The 19004-nt window shown below is 68.9% G+C and carries 19 protein-coding genes and 2 pseudogenes; 7 read left to right on the top strand and 14 right to left on the bottom strand.

Going from position 1 to position 19004, the window contains the following annotated elements; translation table 11 throughout:
• Positions 1–224 precede the first annotated feature (224 nt).
• The 5 genes and pseudogenes from FPZ22_RS14060 to FPZ22_RS07340 form a co-directional block, all read right to left on the bottom strand.
• Positions 225–542: pseudogene (locus FPZ22_RS14060) on the bottom strand (GFA family protein); the annotation flags it as partial.
• A 70-nt stretch (positions 543–612) separates the two neighbouring features.
• Entirely contained in the window at positions 613–957 is a 345-nt protein-coding gene (locus tag FPZ22_RS07325; protein WP_144891737.1) for a hypothetical protein, read from the bottom strand.
• Positions 958–1363: 406 nt separating this feature from the next.
• Positions 1364–1723 carry a VOC family protein gene (locus FPZ22_RS07330; RefSeq protein WP_144891739.1) on the bottom strand — a complete coding sequence of 120 codons (360 nt, stop codon included), beginning with the start codon at positions 1721–1723 and terminating at the stop codon, positions 1364–1366.
• Between the two features lie 68 nt (positions 1724–1791).
• A complete protein-coding gene (locus FPZ22_RS07335; protein WP_144891741.1) occupies positions 1792–2418 on the bottom strand; it encodes a hypothetical protein in 627 nt (208 codons plus the stop codon).
• 68 nt (positions 2419–2486) lie between these two features.
• Complete coding sequence (locus tag FPZ22_RS07340) at positions 2487–2981, bottom strand: adenosylcobinamide-GDP ribazoletransferase (protein ID WP_144891744.1); 495 nt, start codon at positions 2979–2981, stop codon at positions 2487–2489.
• Between the two features lie 170 nt (positions 2982–3151).
• On the opposite strand from FPZ22_RS07340, the gene FPZ22_RS07345 reads away from it, so the two are divergent.
• A complete protein-coding gene (locus FPZ22_RS07345; RefSeq protein WP_144891746.1) occupies positions 3152–4228 on the top strand; it encodes an integron integrase in 1077 nt (358 codons plus the stop codon).
• Between the two features lie 19 nt (positions 4229–4247).
• Here the strand turns inward: FPZ22_RS07345 and FPZ22_RS07350 are convergent, their stop codons facing one another.
• Complete coding sequence (locus FPZ22_RS07350; RefSeq protein ID WP_144891748.1) at positions 4248–4727, bottom strand: Lrp/AsnC family transcriptional regulator; 480 nt, start codon at positions 4725–4727, stop codon at positions 4248–4250.
• Positions 4728–4966: 239 nt separating this feature from the next.
• On the opposite strand from FPZ22_RS07350, the gene phhA reads away from it, so the two are divergent.
• Together phhA and FPZ22_RS07360 are read left to right on the top strand one after the other, a co-directional pair.
• Complete coding sequence (phhA, locus tag FPZ22_RS07355) at positions 4967–5869, top strand: phenylalanine 4-monooxygenase (RefSeq protein WP_144891750.1); 903 nt, start codon at positions 4967–4969, stop codon at positions 5867–5869.
• 154 nt (positions 5870–6023) lie between these two features.
• Positions 6024–8169: pseudogene (locus FPZ22_RS07360) on the top strand (TonB-dependent receptor family protein).
• A gap of 59 nt (positions 8170–8228) precedes the next feature.
• Here FPZ22_RS07360 and FPZ22_RS07365 read toward each other — a convergent pair.
• Positions 8229–9320: an MgtC/SapB family protein gene (locus FPZ22_RS07365; RefSeq protein ID WP_144891752.1), complete on the bottom strand. Its 1092-nt coding sequence runs from the start codon at positions 9318–9320 to the stop codon at positions 8229–8231.
• Between the two features lie 246 nt (positions 9321–9566).
• Here FPZ22_RS07365 and FPZ22_RS07370 point away from each other — a divergent pair, with 246 nt between their 5' ends.
• Entirely contained in the window at positions 9567–10577 is a 1011-nt protein-coding gene (locus FPZ22_RS07370) for a class 1 fructose-bisphosphatase (RefSeq protein ID WP_144891754.1), read from the top strand.
• An 83-nt stretch (positions 10578–10660) separates the two neighbouring features.
• Here FPZ22_RS07370 and FPZ22_RS07375 read toward each other — a convergent pair whose 3' ends face one another.
• From FPZ22_RS07375 to FPZ22_RS07385, 3 genes are read right to left on the bottom strand one after another with little or no spacing between them, the layout of a single operon-like run.
• Positions 10661–11125, bottom strand: coding sequence for a response regulator (locus FPZ22_RS07375; RefSeq protein WP_144891756.1), 465 nt, complete (start codon positions 11123–11125; stop codon positions 10661–10663).
• Positions 11122–11940, bottom strand: a complete 819-nt coding sequence (locus FPZ22_RS07380; RefSeq protein ID WP_144891758.1) for a sensor histidine kinase — start codon at positions 11938–11940, stop codon at positions 11122–11124. Before FPZ22_RS07380 ends, FPZ22_RS07375 begins: the two co-directional genes overlap by 4 nt.
• A gap of 54 nt (positions 11941–11994) precedes the next feature.
• Positions 11995–13110, bottom strand: a complete 1116-nt coding sequence (locus tag FPZ22_RS07385) for a PA0069 family radical SAM protein (protein WP_144891760.1) — start codon at positions 13108–13110, stop codon at positions 11995–11997.
• Between the two features lie 52 nt (positions 13111–13162).
• Between FPZ22_RS07385 and cls the strand changes: the two genes are divergently transcribed.
• From cls to FPZ22_RS07400, 3 genes are all read left to right on the top strand, one after another.
• On the top strand, positions 13163–14611 hold the full coding sequence (gene cls / locus FPZ22_RS07390) for a cardiolipin synthase (protein WP_246121017.1): 1449 nt from the start codon (positions 13163–13165) through the stop codon (positions 14609–14611).
• A gap of 101 nt (positions 14612–14712) precedes the next feature.
• Positions 14713–14979: a hypothetical protein gene (locus FPZ22_RS07395; protein WP_144891764.1), complete on the top strand. Its 267-nt coding sequence runs from the start codon at positions 14713–14715 to the stop codon at positions 14977–14979.
• A 63-nt stretch (positions 14980–15042) separates the two neighbouring features.
• A complete protein-coding gene (locus tag FPZ22_RS07400; RefSeq protein ID WP_144891766.1) occupies positions 15043–15783 on the top strand; it encodes a pyridoxine 5'-phosphate synthase in 741 nt (246 codons plus the stop codon).
• A gap of 779 nt (positions 15784–16562) precedes the next feature.
• Here the strand turns inward: FPZ22_RS07400 and FPZ22_RS07405 are convergent.
• The 4 genes from FPZ22_RS07405 to FPZ22_RS07420 all read right to left on the bottom strand — a co-directional run bounded on the left by FPZ22_RS07405 (position 16563) and on the right by FPZ22_RS07420 (position 18961).
• Complete coding sequence (locus FPZ22_RS07405; RefSeq protein WP_144891768.1) at positions 16563–16976, bottom strand: ExbD/TolR family protein; 414 nt, start codon at positions 16974–16976, stop codon at positions 16563–16565.
• A gap of 15 nt (positions 16977–16991) precedes the next feature.
• Positions 16992–17417 (bottom strand): ExbD/TolR family protein, encoded by a 426-nt coding sequence (locus FPZ22_RS07410; protein ID WP_144891770.1) that lies wholly within the window; start codon positions 17415–17417, stop codon positions 16992–16994.
• Between the two features lie 32 nt (positions 17418–17449).
• On the bottom strand, positions 17450–18196 hold the full coding sequence (locus tag FPZ22_RS07415) for a MotA/TolQ/ExbB proton channel family protein (RefSeq protein ID WP_144891772.1): 747 nt from the start codon (positions 18194–18196) through the stop codon (positions 17450–17452).
• Between the two features lie 99 nt (positions 18197–18295).
• On the bottom strand, positions 18296–18961 hold the full coding sequence (locus tag FPZ22_RS07420) for an energy transducer TonB (RefSeq protein WP_144891774.1): 666 nt from the start codon (positions 18959–18961) through the stop codon (positions 18296–18298).
• Between the last annotated feature and the right edge of the window lie 43 nt (positions 18962–19004).

The raw sequence follows: 19004 nt of genomic DNA on the forward strand, positions 1-19004 counted from the left end.
ACATCGCCGTGAATGAATCCCCAGGCGGACAGCCCGACCAATACCCATTGGTCATTGATCTGGACGAGCGCCGGTCCGCCGCTGTCTCCGCTTCCAGTTTTGCCCTCAAGGGGCAGGGCTGACGAGGACTCGTCGAAAACATAGCAGAACCAGCGCTCATGAGCACTGGTGATCGTGTTGAACGCGCGGCGAAGCTCCGTGCGGTTGGGACCGCGGACGTCATGCCCAGCGTTGAAGCCGTATTGGTCGGGATTGGACCGGCGTTGGTGGTGCGTGTAGATGCCGCAGTTGCCACAGAAGTAGTGCTTGGCAGTACGGGTGTTGAACTCGTAGAGCTTGAGATGCTCCGAGCCTTTGACGATGCGAATCCCCGATAAGGAAACCGAGGCCACCACTGCACCCTTGCGACGGCAGATGGAACAGTCGCAGCGCCGGGGATCAACGATGCCCTGTGGCAGATCAAGCTCGAGCTCCACCGAGCCGCAGTGACACGTGGCACGGTGCTTGGCCAGGACAGGCACGCCGCCGATCTCTTTGAGCACCTCGGACTCTCCCTTGAGGCCTGACACCAGAATCAAGCCGCGCCGCGAAGCGGCGTCCGCTGGAACAGCGTCAGGCTCCACGTGCTGTATGTGCGAAGCCGGTCCGAAATGTAACGAGTTGGTGGAAACAATAAATGCCCCCAATCAAGCTTATCGTCACATGGAGCAACAAAGCCGCCCAGTACGCTTTCGTGCGCTCCAAGGGAGCAGGCATAGCCAAGTTCTGCAGAATGCCAGGCAGCTCGGGCTGGAAAGCGTCGATCACGACCATGGCCATGAATGTCAGCGACGCGGCAATCCCACTGGACCACCCGACCACGCCCGCCACCCGAGGAGCTACACCACGCACCAAGTAAGCGATACAGACTATCGCCAGAGCAGCATAGATAATCATCGGAAATGTTTGTTGGTTCATATGGGTTCCAACACGCCTTGTTAGGCTGCCCGCGGCCAACGGCGGAATCCGCTACTGAAGCTTGCGGGCATGGCCTGCATTAGTGGGGTTCAGAAGGCTGGCTGCACGTCCCGCTGTAGCCATCCAGGTACCCGCGGGCAAAGTCCGGAAAGCCCCCCAAGAAAAGTGCAATGCCTGCCACTACAAGAACGTACCGATTGTTCTTTGCAAACCCAACAAGAAGTAGAACAAGACCAAGTAGAGCAAACGCAATCCCGATCCACTGCATTTTCGGTCCTCCGACACGAATTTTTCGGATGCGAGGCCTAACACCTAAGTTAAGCCGAGACGCGCAGTGGAGCAAAGCACATGGCAAGCTTTATCTGCCATGTGCTTTGCGTAACGAAGCGGCTTCGGCTTGAACGTGTTAGGCCTCAGGCTCCGACCACACAGCGAGCTCATTGCCACCGGGCTCTGTGAAATGGAACCTGCGACCACCTGGGAAAGCAAAGATTGGCTTGACCAAGTCACCGCCTGCAGCCTCGACTTTGCGGAGCGTACCTTCGAGGTCGTCACTGTAAAGGACGATAAGTGCGCTTCCTGCTTCTGTGCGAGCCGCCAAATTAGACCTGAAGAATCCGCCATCCAGTCCTTGGTCGGAAAATGCGACGTAGTCGGGACCGTAATCCTCGAACGCCCAGCCGAATGTCTGGCCGAAGAATCGCTTCGTTCCCTCCAAGTCTCGCGAAGGGAACTCAACGTAGTTGATCTTCTCGTGTCGCGGCATTGCTGGCTCCTGAGGCCTAACGCCAGAATTAAGCCGAGCTGCGAAGCGGCTCCGGCTTGAATGAATTGTTAGATTTCACCGCCGGACCGCAGATCTTGCAAGATCACAAGATAGTGGTTGGCGATGAGGTCAAATCCAAAGCGCAAATCCAAGAAGGGAAAGTTGCACTGTCTTCCGAAGACATGCTCAAACACGGCATTCAAGTTCTTTCCGTGAGTATCAAAGCTTGCAATGCGATAGACGAGGTACAAGTAATCCAGCCTGTCGCCGTGATCATTTTTTAACTGAGCGAGCATGCTCTTCACGTCTAGCGCAGCAGGAAGGCCTGCCCAGGTCGGATCTGCAGCTTCAATTTGTGATTTCTGTGGAAATAGGTTCTCGTTGTAGAGCTTTAGATAGTCGCGCTTGAAAGAGTTTACAAACTCCTCATAGCGCGCCCCGCGAGTGGCAGGGGCATCAAATATGTACGCATGCCAGAAAAACCCTTCAATGACCGACCTCGCCAGAATGTGCGTTATGTAGCGCTCATCCACCGAACTCTTGTCGAGCTTCATGTTCTCCAACAGGGTGCCAGCGATCGAGTGAAACCGCATGACTTCTTGGCCGAAGTGACGGAGTGCGCCTGTCATATCTCCAAGCTTCTGGAAAGTTGGCAGCTCCGACTTGAGCAGGGCGAAGTGATCTGGACTTGGCATGGACTCTCCGTGAAATCTAACGCCTGAATTAAGCCGACCCGCGAAGCGGGTTCGGCTTGAATGAATTGTTAGGCACTACCGCCGTCACTTGCCTTGTCAGCAAAAGTGCGAACCGCGTTGTGATGCCTATAGATGAGAACTGCAGCGGCAAGCGACACCGCCAGGAACACCACTGCGCCCGCAGGAGACATGTGCCAGATGAGTGAAACGACGGCTATGAGCAGGAGGAGCATGCCGGAAATGGCGAAAGCAGCAGCAACCAAGGAACCCTTGGGGCTGTTGAAATGCTCATACGATGGCTTTCCGCAGAACATGTACGCCTCAACATACTGCCAAGCGGCGATCCAAGCGGGAATTGCGAAGATTGCAGAGTAGAGCGCGATCTCTAGCGCCCTACTATCGAGGCTTGTCTGTAGCAAAAGCAATATCACGCCGAGTGCAATGCCAGCGCCGCCTATAGCTTGGGTCCTCATACGTTCGAGCGTGGCCTCCGTAAGCCGCTCAGTTACGGCCGTGCGCATGCCCTTGGCGTAGAGACTGTTGAAGTCGCGCTGATCTGTCATGTGGTGCCTAACACTAAGTAGATCTCAAAAACGGAATGTAGCAGGTAGCCTCGCTCCGCGCCCTGCGAGTTCAAGCAAGAAAAATCCCACCCGAAATCAGGCCCTTGTCGCCTACCCATGCGCGCCCACAGCGGTAATGATTCCGGCAAATACCCCGTTGATGAGGCGGTATGTCATACCGGGCCAAGAGTGAGGCGGTAACCAGCGCTGCGGGGGACAGCGGCGCTTCCTCCGGCGCCCAGCGGCCCGCTGCGGGTTTCCCCGGATCCGGATCCCCCGCGCCGAACGGATCCCCCAATCTCCTCGACCAGATCCGCATCCGCTGCCGCGCGAAGCACTACAGCATCCGGACCGAACGCGCCTACGTCGGCTGGGCGCGCCGCTTCATCCTCGCCAACGACCGGCGCCATCCACGCGATCTCGGCCTGGCCGAGATCGAGGCCTTCCTCTCCGCACTCGCGGTGCGCCACGACGTCGCGGCCAGCACCCAGAACCAGGCGCTGGCCGCGCTGCTGTTCCTCTACAGGGAGGTGCTGGGGCTGGAGATGCCGTGGGTCGGGTCGGTCACGCGTGCGAAACGGCCGAAGCGCTTGCCGGTAGTGCTGACGCATGCGGAGGTGCGTGCGCTGCTGGCGCTGCTCGACGGGCAGGCGGCGCTGATGGGCTCGCTGCTCTACGGCGCGGGCATGCGGCTGATGGAGGCGGTGCGGCTGCGGGTGAAGGACGTCGACTTCGGGCGCCACGAGATCCTGGTCCGCAACGGCAAGGGCGGGAAGGACCGGAGGGTGCCGCTGCCGCGCAGGCTCGAGGCCGGGCTGCAGGCCCAGATCGAACGCGTGCGGGTGCTGCATGCGCGCGATCTGGCCACCGGGCACGGCGAGGTGTGGCTGCCGCACGCGCTGTCGCGGAAGTATCCGACCGCGGGGCGGGAGTCCGGCTGGCAGTGGGTCTTCCCGGCATCGCGGCTGTCGGTGGATCCGCGGAGCGGCACCCGCCGTCGCCACCACGTGGACGAGGCGGTGCTGCAGCGCGCGGTCAAGGCGGCGCGGGTGGCGGCCGGCATCGACAAGCCGGCGACCTGCCACACGCTTCGGCACTCCTTCGCGACGCACCTGCTGGAATCGGGCCACGACATACGCACGGTGCAGGAGCTGCTCGGGCACAAGGACGTGGCCACGACGCAGATCTATACGCATGTGCTCGGGCGCGGCGCGGGCGGCGTGCTGAGCCCGCTCGATCGCGATTGAGCGCGTTCGATCGCGGGAGCTACGGCGACGGCAGTGGCAGTCCGCGCATCGGCTTCACCGTGCGCAGCACGAAGCTGGAGTTCACGTCGCCCACGCCCGGGCGGGCCAGGACGCGGTCCAGCAGGAAGCGCGAGAAGTGCTCGAGGTCGCCCACGGCCACCTGCAACAGGTAATCCATGTCGCCGGTCAACGCATGGCAGGCGACAACCTCGTCCCATTCGTTGACCCCGCGTGCGAAGTCGGCGACGGCCGCGGCGTCGTGGTGGTTCAGGCGGATGCGGACGAAGGCGGTCAGGCCAAGGCCGAGGCGTTCGCGATCCAGTTCGGCGCGGTAGCCGGCGATCACCCCGCTGCGCTCGAGCCGCTGCACGCGCCGCAGGCAGGCCGAGGGCGAGAGGTGCACGCGCTCGGCCAGTTCGGCATTGCTCAGCCGGCCTTCGCGCTGCAGCTCGGCGAGCAGCTGGATGTCGATGCGATCGAGGGTGTCGGGGGCAGTCATGGCCGCTTCCGGTGGCTGGACGCAATGATATTGCGCCTGACGCCCTGGACACGGCAAGAATCGCAACCATATTGCGGGCGTGAGCGGATAAAGTCGAATGCAGACCGCGTCGTATGCGCGCGAAAGTTGCGGCGCCATGCCGTCGCGATGATCGCCCACCGGCAGGAGTCGGCCTTGCCTTTCCCCGGATCGACGGGGATCGGTCGCCCGGCCCCTTTTCCAGCCCTTCGGAGCCCACCATGTCCGCCCAGGCCCCCACCGCCCCCCGCCGCGTCGAGAACCTCCACACCGACAAGGGCAAGGTGCCGGTCTACGCCACCGGCGTGGTCGACCAGCACTGGGACAGCTACACCGCCGAGGACCATGCGACCTGGGCGACGCTGTTCGAGCGCCAGCGCAGGCTGCTGGTCGGCCGTGCCAGCGAGGCTTTCCTTCACGCGCAGGACGCGATGGGCATGACGCCCGACCGCATCCCGAAGTACGAGGACCTCAACCGGGTGCTGGAGCCGGCCACCGGCTGGCGCCTGGTCGGCGTCGAAGGACTGCTGCCGGAACTCGATTTCTTCGAGCACCTGGCCAACCGCCGCTTCCCGGTCACCTGGTGGATCCGCCGCCCCGACCAGATCGACTACATCGAGGAGCCGGACCTCTTCCACGACCTGTTCGGCCACGTGCCGCTGCTGATGAACCCGGTGTTCGCGGACTACATGGCCGCCTACGGCCGCGGCGGGGTCAAGGCGCACGGCATCGGCCCCGACGCGCTGCAGAACCTGACCCGCCTGTACTGGTACACGGTGGAGTTCGGGCTGATCCGCGAGTCCCGCGGGCTGCGCATCTACGGCAGCGGTATCGTGTCGTCGAGCGGCGAGTCGGTGCACTGCCTGGAGTCGGCCGCGCCCAACCGCATCGGCTTCGACCTCGAGCGCATCATGCGCACGCGCTACCGCATCGACACCTATCAGAAGACCTACTTCGTGATCGACAGCTTCGAGCAGCTGATGGACGCGACCCGGCCCGACTTCAGGCCCATCTATGCGCGCCTGGCCGACCAGCCGTCGATCCCGGCCGGCACGGTGCTGGACACCGACACGGTGTTCCAGCGCGGCACCGGCGAAGGCTGGCCGACCGACGCCGACGTCTGAACCGAGCCGCCCACCCTGTAGGAGCGGCTACAGCCGCGAGCAGCGAAACGCAAAAAACCAGGCATTCCTTTCGCGAGAGAACGCTTCCACCAGCCCGCCACCTGTCGCGGGCGACAATGGGCGCATGACTCCCGCCCCGCTCATCCTGCCGGCGATGGCGTCCGCGCCGGCGACGCTGTCCGTCGCGATTGCGATCGCGCTCGCATTCGCCGCCGCGCCGGTCCGGGCCCAGGCACCGGTCGCCTCGCCTCCGGGTTCCGCCGACGCCCCGACCACCCTCGACGCCGTCGTCGTCGAAGCCACGCGCCTGCGCACGGTCCCGGCCTTCGAAATCCCCGCGTCCACCGCCACCATCGACCTCGACGGCGAACGCTCGAACGCCGATGGCGACGTCTCCGAAGTGTTGCGCGGCATCCCCGGCCTGCTCGCGCGCGACCGCCAGAACCTGGCGCAGGACACGCAGCTCTCGATCCGTGGGTTCGGCGCGCGCGCGACCTTCGGGGTGCGCGGTCTGCGGCTGTATGCGGACGGCATCCCGGCCTCGATGCCCGACGGCCAGGGCCAGCTCTCGCACTTCAGCCTCGCCGGCGCCGAGCGCATCGAGGTCCTGCGCGGGCCGTTCTCGGCGCTGCACGGCAATTCGTCGGGCGGCGTGGTCTCGATCCACGGCGCCGACGGCCGCGCCGGCGATCCCTGGCGGGTGCGCGCCACCGTCGGCAGCGACGGCACATGGACCGGCGCGGCGCGGTTGCTCGGCGGGAATGGCGTGCTCGGCTACAACCTCGCCGTGTCGCGCCAGGACACCGACGGCTGGCGCGACCATTCGGCGGCGCGCCGCGACGTCGCCAACCTCAAGCTCGGTTTCGACCTCGGCGGGCGTCGCCGCCTCGACCTGGTGCTCAACCACGTCGACATCCCGGAAGCCCGCGACCCGCTGGGCCTGACCGCGCAGCAGGTGCGCGAGGACCCGCGCCAGGCGGTGGCCAACGCCTACCTCTTCGACACCCGCAAGAGCGTGCGCCAGTCGCAGGCCGGCGCGGTGTTCGAGCAGGGTTTCGGCGAGGCGCAGGCGCTGCGCCTGTCGGCCTGGGGCGGCGACCGCGAGGTGATGCAGGTGCTGCCGATCCCGCCCGCGCCGCAGCGCAATCCGCTGCATTCGGGCGGCGTGATCGACCTGGACAACCGCTACTCCGGGTTCGATGCGCGCTGGTCGTGGAGCGGTGCGCTCGCGGACCGTCCCCCTCGAAGTGGCGGCCGGCATCGCGGGCGAGCGCCAGCGCCAGCACCGCCGCGGCTTCGAGAACTTCGTCGGCGAGGCGCTCGGCGTGCGCGGCGCGCTGCGCCGCGACGAGCGCAACGAGGTCGAGTCCGACGCTCTTTACGCGCAGGCCTGGTGGCGGATCGCGCCGCGCTGGTCGCTGCTGCTGGGCGCGCGCCGCAGCGAGGTCGGTTTCAGCTCGCGCGACCATTACGTCAGCGCCGGCAATCCCGACGACAGCGGCCGCGTCGACTATTCGGAGACTTCGCCCGTCGCCGGCATCACCTTCGCGCCTTCGGAGCACCTGCGTCTGTACGCCTCGGCCGGCCGCGGCTTCGAGACGCCCACCTTCAACGAGCTGTCCTATCGCGCCGACGGCGGCGCCGGCCCAGCCTTCGGATTGCGTCCGGCGGTGAGCGACAATGTCGAGCTCGGCATGAAGTGGCGCATGCCCACCGGCGGCCGGCTGGAAGCCGCGCTGTTCCGCGCCGACACCGACGACGAGATCGCGGTGGCCACCAACATCGCCGGGCGCAGCAGCTACCGCAACGCCGGCGGCGCGCGCCGCGAGGGCATCGAGCTGTCGTGGTGGCAGCCGCTGGGCGAAGCCTGGGATCTGCAGCTGTCGGCGACGGCGCTGTCCGCTGAGTTCCGGGGCTGCGCGATCGGCGCGGGGGGCGGCTGCGATGCCGCCAGCGGCCGCCGCATCCCCGGGGTCCCCGAGCGCCAGGCCTTCGTGCGCCTGCAGTGGAATGACGGCGGGCCCTGGACCGCGGCGCTCGAAGCCGAAGCCATGGGCGACGTGATGGTCAATGACGCCGGCACGGAGTCGGCCGCCGGCCATGGCCTGCTGCACGTGGAAGCGTCGCGTCGCTGGAACACCGTCACCGGCCCCCTGCGCCTGTTCGCGCGGGTCGACAACCTGCTCGACCGTGACCACATCGGTTCGGTGATCGTGAACGAGGGCAACGGTCGCTACTACGAGCCAGGCGCCGGCCGCAGCTGGATGCTCGGAGTGGAGTGGCGCTTCGACCGCCCCTGACCGCCGCCTGTTTCATCCGCACGCGGATGCGTGGCGGGAAAAGCCCAGGCCGTCCTCCGTCAGCCGGGCGCCAGGGCGGCCGCCGCTGCGCCAGCGGCCAGCGACGCCAGCAGCCCGACGGCCACGCGCAGGCCGTAGCCGCGCCCGCCGCTGACCACCGCCAGCACCGACTTCGTGCCCATGCTCGCCGCCAGCAGGCCGACCATCAGCCAGCGCCCCTGTGCAGCATCGATCGCGCCGCCCAGGCGCAGGCTGCCGAGGGTGGCGATCGACGCATGCAGCTCCGCGGCCGCGGCGATCACCGCGGCCGCCATCGCGCCGCCGGCGCCGATCCACCGGTTCAGCGCCGCCGCGAGCAGCACCATGCCTCCGACCAGGACCGCGAAGCCCAGCGCGTGGCTGAAGCGGAACATGCGTGTCTCCGCGGTCGGCGGCGCCACTTCGTCCTCGCGACCGGCGTGCAGGCCGAGCAGGCCGCCGGCCAGCAGCACCGCGGCGACGGCCAGCAGCACCCAGCGCTGTTCGGCCACCAGCGAGGGCGACAGCGCGCCCAGCACCGGCACGCTCAGGCTCAGCGAAGCCAGGTTGGCCAGCAGCGCCGCGCCAACCGCCGAGCGCGTCAGCTGCGGCGACTCCTTCGCACGCTGGCCGAAGCCCAGCACCGCCGCCGTCGAGGAGACGTAGCCGGCGAAGAAGCCCGACACCGCCAGGCCCCAGCGGTTGCCGATCACGCGCAGCGCGACATGGCCCAGCGCACCCACCGCCATCACCAGCACCACCAGCAGCCACAGCGTGCGCGGATTGAGCGCGTCGTAGGGACCGAAGCCGCGGTCGGGCAGCAGCGGCAGCACCACCAGCGCCGAGGCCAGCAGGAAGAGGCCGTCGAACAACTCGCGCTCGCTCAGCAGGTCGCGGCTCAGCCTGTGCAGCGGCTGCTTCGCGAACAGCAGCACCGCGACCACCACCGCCAGCCCCGTGGCGAGCGCCGGCGAGCGCACCGCCAGCGCGCCCAGCAGGGCCGAGGACAGCAGCGCGACCTCGCCGGTCAGGCCGGGGTCGTCCTCGTGGCTGGCGTGGTAGGACATCGCCGCCAGCAGCGCCACCCCGGCCAGGACCACGAGCAGCACCGCGTTGCCCAGCCAGGCCGCCACCGCCGCCGACAGCGCGACGATGGCGTGGGTGCGCAGGCCCGCGGTGGAATGGGGGGGCGTGGCCGCGTTCGCGCACGAGGCCGATCAGCAGTCCGGCGCCGAGCGCCGATGAACCGGCCAGCAGCAGGGAAACGGTGTCGTCCGGCACGGGTCGCATGGTCCTCGGGAGATCGCCAGTCTGCCACGCGCTTGCTTCCCCGACGCAGGCCGGGAGAATGGCGGCCTCCAGTCCATCCCCGGGTCGCCATGTCCAGCCACGTCTCCCTCACCCGCCACCTGATCGAGGAGCAGCGCGCCGGCCGCATCAACGCCGACCTGCGGCAGCTGATCGCGGTGGTCGCCCGCGCCTGCACCAGCATCTCCATCGCCGTCGGCAAGGGTGCGCTGGGCGGCGTGCTCGGCGACGCCGGCACCGGCAACGTCCAGGGCGAGGCGCAGAAGAAGCTCGACGTGATCAGCAACGAGATCCTGCTCGAGGCCAACGCCTGGGGCGGCCATCTCGCCGCCTGCGCCTCGGAGGAGATGGAGCACTGCCACCCCATCCCCGACGCCTATCCGCGCGGCAACTACCTGCTGCTGTTCGATCCCCTCGACGGCTCCAGCAACATCGACGTCAACGTCTCGGTCGGAACCATCTTCTCGGTGCTCCGCTGCCCCGAGGGCGTGGCCGCGCCCGGCGACGAGGACTTCCTGCAGCCGGGCACCGCCCAGGTCGCAGCCGGCTACTGCATCTACGGACCTCAGACCACCCTGGTGCTGACCTTCGGCCACGGGACCCACGCCTTCACCCTCGACCGTGAGCAGGGCGCATTCCTGCTCACCCGCGAGGCGATCCGCATCCCGGAGGAAACGAAGGAATTCGCGATCAACATGTCCAACCAGCGCCACTGGGAGGCGCCGATGCAGGACTACGTGCGCGACCTGCTGTCAGGGAAGGAAGGCCCGCGCGGCAAGGACTTCAACATGCGCTGGGTGGCCTCGATGGTCGCCGACGTGCACCGCATCCTCACCCGCGGGGGCATCTTCATCTATCCCTGGGACCGCAAGGATCCGTCGAAGGCCGGCAAGCTGCGCCTGATGTACGAGGCCAACCCGATGTCGTTCCTGGTCGAACAGGCCGGTGGCGCGGCCACCAACGGCCGCGCGCGCATCATGGACATCGCACCCGCCGAGCTGCACCAGCGCGTGCCTGTGTTCCTGGGCTCCAGGGCCGAAGTCGAGGCCGCGACCCGCTACCACCTCGACCACGACGCCTGACCGCGGCGGCCCGGCGCTTCTCCCGCAGGGGGCGGCCCTGGCTGCGGCCCGGCGTGCCGGGAACCCCCCGGCCGTTCCCGCTCCTAAAGGGGGGCCGGCGGGACCAGGGGCTGGTCTTCGCGGGGGTGGTTCAGCACGAGCCAGTACAGGCCGACCTGCTTCACCGCCCACATGAACTGGCCGAAGTCCACCGGCTTGCGGATGTAGCTGTTCGCGCCCAGCGAGTAGCAGGCGTCGACGTCGAAGGGTTCCGCACTGGTGGTCATCACCACCACCGGCAGGCTGCGCGTGCGGCTTTCGGCGCGGATCGCCTGCAGCACCTCGCGGCCGTCCATGCGCGGCATGTTGAGGTCCAGCAGCACCAGCGACGGCTGGCCACCGTCTTCCTGGCCGGCATGCGCGCCGCGGCGGAACAGGTAGTCCAGCGCCTCGGCGCCGTTGCCGACGACATGCAGCGGGTTGGCGATCTTCGCTTCGGCAAGGGCGATGCGGGTGAGCTCGACGTCGTCCGGGTTGTCCTCGACCAGCAGGATCGGACGGGTGTTCATGACGGCGTGGAGCCTCCGGCCCGCGGCAGCCCGACGTGGAAGGTGCTGCCCCTGCCGGGCGCGGTGTCGACGCCGATGTCGCCGCCCAGGCGCACGACGATGCGCTGCGCGATCGCCAGGCCCAGCCCGTGGCCGCCGCCCTCCTCGGGGGCGTGCATGCGCTGGAAGGGTTCGAAGACCTGCCCGGCATGCCGCGGGTCGAAGCCGCTGCCCTGGTCGCGGACGTGGATGCGCACGCGGTCGCCGACGGATTCCGCGGTCACCGAGATCCGCACCGGCCCGGTGCCGGCGGAGAACTTCCAGGCGTTGTGCAGAAGCTGGTCGAAGAGCAGCTTCAGCAGGCGCTCGTCCGCACGCACCTGGATGCCCTGCTGCACCTCGGCCTCCACCGGACGCGCGAGGTCGGCGTCGCGCAGCTCGGCCAGGGCCCAGTCGGCGAGCAGGCTGGCATCGACGTCGGCGATGTCGAGCGGGTCGTGCGCGGCCCGGGAGAGCGCCTGCAGCCCGTCGATCAGCGACGCCATGCGCGACGCCGCGGCGCGGATGCGGGCGAGGTGGTCGCGTCCGGAAGCGTCCAGCGCCTCGCCGGCGGTGGCCTCCAGCATGGCCGCGAAACCGTCGATGGCGCGCAGGGGCGCGCGCAGGTCGTGGGCGATGCCGTAGGACACGAGGGCCTGGTCCTTCAGCACGCGCGCCAGCTCGTCCTGGCAGGCGCGCAGGCGCGCGCCGGCTTCGCCCTCGTCGTCGGCGTGCGCGTCGGACGTCCGCGGGGACTGCCCGGAGGGCGACCAGGCCTGGGTGGGTTCCGGCATCATCGCGGCACCGTACACCAACGAACCGTGGTCGCGGCGTATAGGGTTGCCGAAGCTCTAGAACAGACAACCCTGCGGGGATTCCGGGCGCGGCGGGACGAAGCGGGAGCAGTCCAGCGGCGGCGGCCGGATGAACCCCAGCTGTCGGTGCGCGCGGGCGAAACGTGCGGCCAGCAGCTGCGCGAACGGCCCCTCGCCGCGCATCCGCGTACCGAAGGCGCTGTCGTAGTCGCGGCCGCCGCGCATCTGCGCCACCAGGCTCATGACATGCGCCGCCCGGCCGGGATAGTGCAGCGCGAGCCATTCACGCCAGATCTCCTTGAGTTCGTGCGGCAGGCGCAGCAGCACATAGGACGCGGTGCCGGCGCCCGCACCGCGGGCGGCCTCCAGGATCGCCTCCAGTTCGGAGTCGGTGATCGCCGGGATCACCGGCGCCACCATCACGCCGACCGGCACGCCGGCCTCGTGCAGGCCGGCGATCGCCTTCAGGCGGGAATGCGGCGCCGAGGCCCGCGGTTCCATGCGCGCGGCCAGCCGGTTGTCCAGCGTGGTCACGGAGACCGCCACCTGCACCAGCCCCTGCGCCGCCATCGGCGCAAGCAGGTCGAGGTCGCGCAGCACCAGCGCGTTCTTGGTGATGAGGTGGACCGGATGCCGCGCCTCGGCCAGCACTTCGAGCAGTCCGCGGGTGATGCGGCGGCGGCGTTCGAGCGGCTGGTAGGCGTCGGTGTTCACGCCCAGGGCGATCGGCGCGCAGCGATAGGAGGGACGCGCCAGCTCGGCGCGCAGCAGTTCCACGGCGTTGGCCTTGGCGAACAGGCGGGTCTCGAAGTCCAGCCCCGGCGACAGGTCGAGATAGGCGTGGCTCGGGCGCGCGAAGCAGTAGACGCAGCCGTGCTCGCAGCCGCGATAGGGGTTGATCGACTGGCTGAATCCGACGTCCGGCGACTGGTTGCGGCTGATGATGCTGCGCGCGCGCTCCTCGCTGACCACGGTGTCCGGGCCCGGCTCGATGGCCTCGCCGGTGGCGTCGCTGAAGTCGTGGCCCGAGCCCCAGCCGTCGTCGATGCGGGCGGCGCGGCGCTGTTCGAAGCGACCGGGCACGAACGAGGCCGCGCCGCGGCCCTTCCCCGGCCCCAGCACCGCCAGCCTGGTCTTGCCATCGTCGCGCATCGGGCTAGCCTACGCCCACGGTGTCGCAGCGGCTGCGACGGGGGACGCGAACCTGGACGCACTGCGCGACGCCTGGCAGGAACTGCTCTCCCTTCCCCACCTGGTGGCCTGGCTGGGCCTGGCCTGGGCGGTGTACATGGCGGTGCTGGGCGGCTGGATCGTGCTGCAGAAGCGCGAACCGGTGGCCACCCTGAGCTGGCTGCTCGGGCTGGCGCTGCTTCCCTATCTGGGCTTCCTCATCTACCACGTGTTCGGGCCGCAGCGGATCCACCGCCAGCGCCTGCGCCGGGCGCGCAGCCGCGAGCTGCTGCCGGCCGAGGGGGACCTCGGCGGAACCTTCCACGTCGACGCCGCCGAGCTCGCACGCCTGGGCGCGGCCACCACCGGACTGCCGCCCGCGAGCGCGAGCGACGTGCGCCTGCTGGTCGACGGCGGCGCGAAGTACGGCGCGCTGCTGGCCGACATCGCGGCGGCGGAACGGCACGTGCACCTGGAGTACTACATCTACGAGCCCGACCGGACCGGCACCGCCCTGCGCGATGCGCTGGTCGAGCGTGCGCGCGCCGGCGTGCAGGTCCGGCTGCTCCTCGACGCCATCGGCTCGGCGCGGGCGCGGCGCTTCTTCAGGCCCCTGCTGGATGCGGGGGGCGAGCTGGCCTGGTTCCATCCGATGCGCTTCGGCCGCATCTGGCGGCGACCGTGGGCCAACCTGCGCACGCACCGCAAGATCGTGGTCATCGACGGTCGCGTGGCCTACACCGGCGGCATGAACATCACCGACGAACAGGACGAGCGCCTGGGGGATTCCGCCTACCGCGACCTGCACCTGCGGCTGGAGGGCCAGGTGGTGCGGTCCCTGCAGCTGGTGTTCTGCGAGGACTGGGCCTACGCCACCGGCGACCGCGGCTTCCTCGCCGCCGTCGCCCGCGAGACGCCGCGCGAGGCCGCCCCCGGTCCGGTGCGCGCGCAGGTCCTGGTGTCCGGGCCGGACTCGCCCTGGGAGGCCATTCATCGCCTGCACGTGTCGGCGATCCAGGCGGCGAAGACCCGGGTGTGGATGACCACGCCCTACTTCGTTCCCGGCGAGGCGGCGATGATGGCGCTGACCTCGGCCGCGCTCGCCGGCCTCGACGTGCGCCTGCTGGTGCCGCGCGAGAGCGACTCGACGCTGGTGACCCTGGCCGCGCGCTCGTACTTCGGGCCGCTGCTGCTGGCGGGCGTGAGGATCCACGAGTACGGCCCGCGCATGCTGCACAGCAAATCGCTGCTCGTGGACGACGCGCTGGTGGTGGTGGGCAGTGCCAACTTCGACCATCGCAGCTTCCGCCTCAACTTCGAGGTCTCGGTGCTGTTCGACGATCCCGGCATCGCGGCGGAGCTTTCGGCCCTGTTCGAAGGCGAGCTCGCGCATGCGCCGCGGGTGCACCGCGGGCGCCCCCGGCCGCTGCTGCGCGCACGCCTGCCCGAAGCGCTGGCGCGGCTGATGTCGCCGCTGCTCTAGCAGGACCGCGACCGGCGGCGCGCCGCGGCCGCCGGGCGGCGACGCCGGTCGCGGCCGGCAGCGGCTAGACTTCGCTGCGAGTCCCTGCCGAGGCGCGCACGATGTCCTGGGTGTTCCTGCTGCTCGCGCTGGCCGCCTTCGCGGTGGCGCTCAATACATCGTCCGTCGCGCTTGCGGTGGTCTGCCTGCTGGTCGCGCTCGCGGCCACGGTGGCCTGGGTCCTCGGGCTGCTGGCGCAGCGCGTCGGCAGCCTGGCGCGCGACGACAGCGCGATGCTCGATCCGGCCGAACTCCGCCGGCTGCGCGAGCAGGCCGAGGCGCGCCGCGCGGCGGCAGAAGCCGCCGGCGCGGAGCCGCCCCAGGCCTGAATCCGCGACGTGATCGCGGCGTCGCATGCGCGACGCCGTGCCGGCGGCGTTATCCTGCCCTGCATGACCCGCCTCAGCGTCAATCTCAACAAGATCGCCCTGCTGCGCAACTCGCGTGGCGGCAGCGAGCCCGACGTGCTCCGCGCCGCCCGCACCTGCCTCGATGCCGGCGCGCACGGCCTCACCCTGCATCCCCGCCCCGACGCGCGCCACGCCCGCGCCGACGATGTCATGGCGCTGGCCGCGCTGGCATCCGGACGCGACGTCGAACTCAACCTCGAGGGCAATCCTTTCGCCGCGCCGCGGCCGGGCTATCCCGGTTTCATCGCGCTCTGCCGCGAGGCGCGTCCGGCGCAGGCGACGCTGGTTCCCGACGACGACGGCCAGATCACCTCCGACCACGGCTTCGACTTCGCGCGCGACGGCGCCCGGCTCGCACCCGTGGTGGCGCAGCTGCGTGCCCTCGGCTGCAGGGTCAGCCTGTTCGCCGATGCCGGGAGCGCGGTCGAGGCCGCCGCCGCCACCGGCGCGGATCGCATCGAGATCTACACGGGGCCCTTCGCCGACGCGCACGCCGAAGGCGATGCGTCCGCCGCGCTCGCGGCCTGCGCCGACACCGCCCGGCGCGCGCGCGCCGCCGGCCTGGGCGTGAATGCGGGACACGACCTCAGCCAGTCCAACCTGCGCGACTTCCTGGCCGCGGTCCCGGAAGTCGAGGAAGTCTCCATCGGCCACGCCCTGGTCGGCGAAGCCCTTTACGAAGGCCTTTCGACGACGATCAGGCGCTACCTCGAGCTTCTGTAGCCGCCCTTTTCCGTAGCGAACGGAAAAGGTTGGTCTCCAGGCCCAGGGGTGATGGCGGGCAGTGGGCGCGGTTGTCGTGCCAGGAAGAGCGAGGAAGAGCCAGGAGCAGCTTCATTGGGGCCCGCGCAGCCCGTCCCGCGGCACAGGAGCGGCTCCGTTGTGGTCCGCGCAGCCCGTCCCGCCGCACAGGAGCGGCTCCGTTGTGGTCCGCGCAGCCCGTCCCGCGCACAGGGGGTGTGCTCCCCCGGCCGTCTCCGCGTCCTGCTCCCATCGGCCGGCCGCCGGCCATCCATGGCCGGCTGTCCGCACACCCCCTGTGCGCGGGACGGGCTCCGGCGTTCTCCGGCTTCGGGAGGGAAGATCAAGAGCGGTCACGGCCTGCCCGGCTGCTCCCGGTGATGCCCCCCTTTTCGACATCGACGTCGACCTTCTTCCCGACCTCGACCAGAGGTCGTGCCCGCCGCGGATGCAGGGGGGATGCCCAGAGCCGGCCATGGATGGCCGGCGGCCGGATCTGGCAGCAGGACGCGGAGAATCCGGCTGGGCATCCCCCCCTGCGTCCGTGGCGGGCGGCCCGGACTCCAGCGGAGCGCCCCTGGCGGGCGGCCCGGACTCCAGCGGAGCGCCCCTGGCGGCCGACCCGGACTCGAACGGAGGCGTCCCCTCGATCGGGAGAAGAACCCAAAAAAAGCGCCGCCCTTGTGGGGCGGCGCAAGAAAGCAAGCGTGTTGTTGTCCCGTGGCGCGCTGCAGGCGACGCCGCGGGCGGTTCTTCCTGGATCAGTTGCGGACGAAGCCGATCTTCATCATCTGCGCGTTCTTGGCCTCGGCAAGCACCTTGGCCAGGACGCCGTAATCGGCCTCGGCATTGACGTCGATCTGCAGCGTCGGCTGGTTGCCCGGATCGCGCTGCACCTCGGTCTCCATCATGTTGCGGAGCGCCGAGATCGGTGCCGGGCTGTCGTTCCAGAAGATCTGGCCCGAGCCGTCGATCCGGAGCTTGATCGGCTCCGGCGGTTCGACCGGGTTCTCCGGGCGGCTGAGCGAACGCTGCGGGAGATCGATGTCGATCGGGTACGACAGCTGCGGTGCGGTAACCATGAAGATGATGAGCAGGACCAGCATCACGTCGCAGAGCGGAATGATGTTGATCTCGGCCATCGGCCCTTCGCCGGAACCTGAAGAAAAAGCCATGGTACGAACTCCGGGTCAGTTGCTCTCACGGGTGGCGACGAAGCCGACCTTGCGCATGCCCGCGGCCTGCGCGAGGTCGACGACCTCCTTCACCATCCCGTACTTCGTGGTCTTGTCCGCGCGGACGTTGACCGGGGGCTGGGGGGTCTTCTGCGCCTCCACCGCAAGCGAGCTCTCCAGCAGCTGGAGGGTCACCGGCGAGTCGTTGAGGAAGACGTCCCCGTTGTCGGTCACCGCGATGGTGATCGGCGGGGCGGGCGGCGCGGTATCCGGCCGCTCGTCCAGATTGGCCTGCGGGAGCTCGACCTGGACCTTGTGGGCCATCAGCGGTGCCGTGACCATGAAGATGATCAGCAGCACCAGCATCACGTCGACCAGCGGCACGATGTTGATCGTGGCGTTGACCTTGTCATGGCCATTACCGCTTGAACTGTAAGCCATGTCGGTTCTCCCTAGGACCTGACCTTACCGACTCAGCGCTTCTGCTCGCCGACGCGCGAGCCGGTGGCGAAGAAGTCGTGCAGGTCGTGGGCGAAGGTGTCGAGCATGTTGTTCACGCCGCGGTTCAGGCGGACGAAGAAGTTGTAGCCGAGCACCGCCGGGATCGCGACGCCGAGGCCGATCGCGGTCATGATCAGCGCCTCGCCCACCGGGCCGGCAACCGCGCCGATGTCCGCCTGGCCGCTGGCACCGATGCGGATCAGCGCACGGTAGATGCCCCACACGGTACCGAGCAGGCCGACGAACGGCGCGGTCGAGCCGACGGTGGCGAGCACGGTCAGGCCGGCCTCGAGCTTCAGCGACTCGCGGGTCACGCCCTGGCGCAGGGCGCGGTCGACGAACTCGGAGCGGTTGAGCGACTCAACCAGGCGCGAACCCTCGTGGCGCTGGTGGTGCGCGGCGGCCTGGGCGGCGTCGAGCGCGACCTTGGAGAAGGGCTCGCTGCGCGACTCCTCTTCCATGGCGCGGATCGCGTCCTGCGCGTTCTGGGTTTCCCAGAACGTGCTGATCACGCGGTCCGAGCTGCCGCGCAGGCGGGCGTGCTTGATGGCATTGAAGATGATCCAGTAGATCGACATGGCCGACATGACCAGGAGGGTGATGAGCACCACCCAACCGACCGCGTCCATGTGTTGGACCATGTCCGCGAAGCCCATCTGCTGGAGCGCAGCGGCGTTGCTGCCTCCGGCGGCGGGGACGTTAGTGGTTTCCTGCAGCATGACGCTTACCTTCTAGATGTTGTGGTGTTGGAAAAAGGGTGGAGCGGGCACAGCGGGTGTTGCATGGGGTGCGGTGGCGCGCCATGGCGCGCCGCCGTGTCAGAGGACGAAGTCGACCGGGACGCGGACGCGGCCGGCGACTGCGACGCCGTCGCGGATCTCCGGGTTGAAGCGCCAGCGGCGCGCGGCGTCGATGGCGGCGCGGTCGAGGTCGCGGTTGCGGCTCGAACGCTCGACGGACACATTGGTCACGTTGCCGTTCGGGTCGACGTCGATCACCAGGATCACCTGCCCGGTGATGCCCGCGCGCAGGGCTGCCGGCGGGTACTTCGGCGGGTTCATGCTGCGCGAGGACGGGTCGACGCTGGCGCCGATGTTGGGCGTCGGAGCCGGCGGGGCCGGGGGCGCCGGCGGCGGGGCCGGGGTGTCCATCGGCGAGGGCTCGTCGAAGACCACCGGCGGCTCTTCCGGCGGCGGCGGCAGCGGCGACGGCTGCGGCGGCACCAGCTCGCGGATCGGCTGGGGCTCCGGCGGCTTCGGCGGCGGCGGCGGCGGCGGCGGGGGTGGCGGCGGCGGTTCGATGATCACCACGCGGGTGACCTGCTCTTCCTCCTGTGCGGCGCCGGGCGGATTGACCGGGGCCAGCAGGAGCAGGACGGCGGCGGCGTGGAATGCCACCACCATGGTGAAACCGGCGATACGCGCCCAGTTGAGGCCCTCGTCCTGGTCATTGTTCCGGTCAAGGGTCGTGGCGTGCTGCGTCATGCGGGGAACTCGATTCTGGCTGGGCGATGAGCGCCCCGAACGG

The sequence above is a fragment of the Luteimonas granuli genome (assembly GCF_007795095.1).
Taxonomy (GTDB): Bacteria; Pseudomonadota; Gammaproteobacteria; order Xanthomonadales; family Xanthomonadaceae; genus Luteimonas; species Luteimonas granuli.

Coding starts and splice junctions, on each gene's coding strand:
- FPZ22_RS07325 (WP_144891737.1), bottom strand. CDS start 957: ATGAACCAACAAACATTTCCGATGATTATCTATGCTGCTCTGGCGATA.
- FPZ22_RS07330 (WP_144891739.1), bottom strand. CDS start 1,723: ATGCCGCGACACGAGAAGATCAACTACGTTGAGTTCCCTTCGCGAGAC.
- FPZ22_RS07335 (WP_144891741.1), bottom strand. CDS start 2,418: ATGCCAAGTCCAGATCACTTCGCCCTGCTCAAGTCGGAGCTGCCAACT.
- FPZ22_RS07340 (WP_144891744.1), bottom strand. CDS start 2,981: ATGACAGATCAGCGCGACTTCAACAGTCTCTACGCCAAGGGCATGCGC.
- FPZ22_RS07345 (WP_144891746.1), top strand. CDS start 3,152: ATGTCATACCGGGCCAAGAGTGAGGCGGTAACCAGCGCTGCGGGGGAC.
- FPZ22_RS07350 (WP_144891748.1), bottom strand. CDS start 4,727: ATGACTGCCCCCGACACCCTCGATCGCATCGACATCCAGCTGCTCGCC.
- phhA (WP_144891750.1), top strand. CDS start 4,967: ATGTCCGCCCAGGCCCCCACCGCCCCCCGCCGCGTCGAGAACCTCCAC.
- FPZ22_RS07370 (WP_144891754.1), top strand. CDS start 9,567: ATGTCCAGCCACGTCTCCCTCACCCGCCACCTGATCGAGGAGCAGCGC.
- FPZ22_RS07375 (WP_144891756.1), bottom strand. CDS start 11,125: ATGAACACCCGTCCGATCCTGCTGGTCGAGGACAACCCGGACGACGTC.
- FPZ22_RS07380 (WP_144891758.1), bottom strand. CDS start 11,940: ATGATGCCGGAACCCACCCAGGCCTGGTCGCCCTCCGGGCAGTCCCCG.
- FPZ22_RS07385 (WP_144891760.1), bottom strand. CDS start 13,110: ATGCGCGACGATGGCAAGACCAGGCTGGCGGTGCTGGGGCCGGGGAAG.
- FPZ22_RS07395 (WP_144891764.1), top strand. CDS start 14,713: ATGTCCTGGGTGTTCCTGCTGCTCGCGCTGGCCGCCTTCGCGGTGGCG.
- FPZ22_RS07400 (WP_144891766.1), top strand. CDS start 15,043: ATGACCCGCCTCAGCGTCAATCTCAACAAGATCGCCCTGCTGCGCAAC.
- FPZ22_RS07405 (WP_144891768.1), bottom strand. CDS start 16,976: ATGGCTTTTTCTTCAGGTTCCGGCGAAGGGCCGATGGCCGAGATCAAC.
- FPZ22_RS07410 (WP_144891770.1), bottom strand. CDS start 17,417: ATGGCTTACAGTTCAAGCGGTAATGGCCATGACAAGGTCAACGCCACG.
- FPZ22_RS07415 (WP_144891772.1), bottom strand. CDS start 18,196: ATGCTGCAGGAAACCACTAACGTCCCCGCCGCCGGAGGCAGCAACGCC.
- FPZ22_RS07420 (WP_144891774.1), bottom strand. CDS start 18,961: ATGACGCAGCACGCCACGACCCTTGACCGGAACAATGACCAGGACGAG.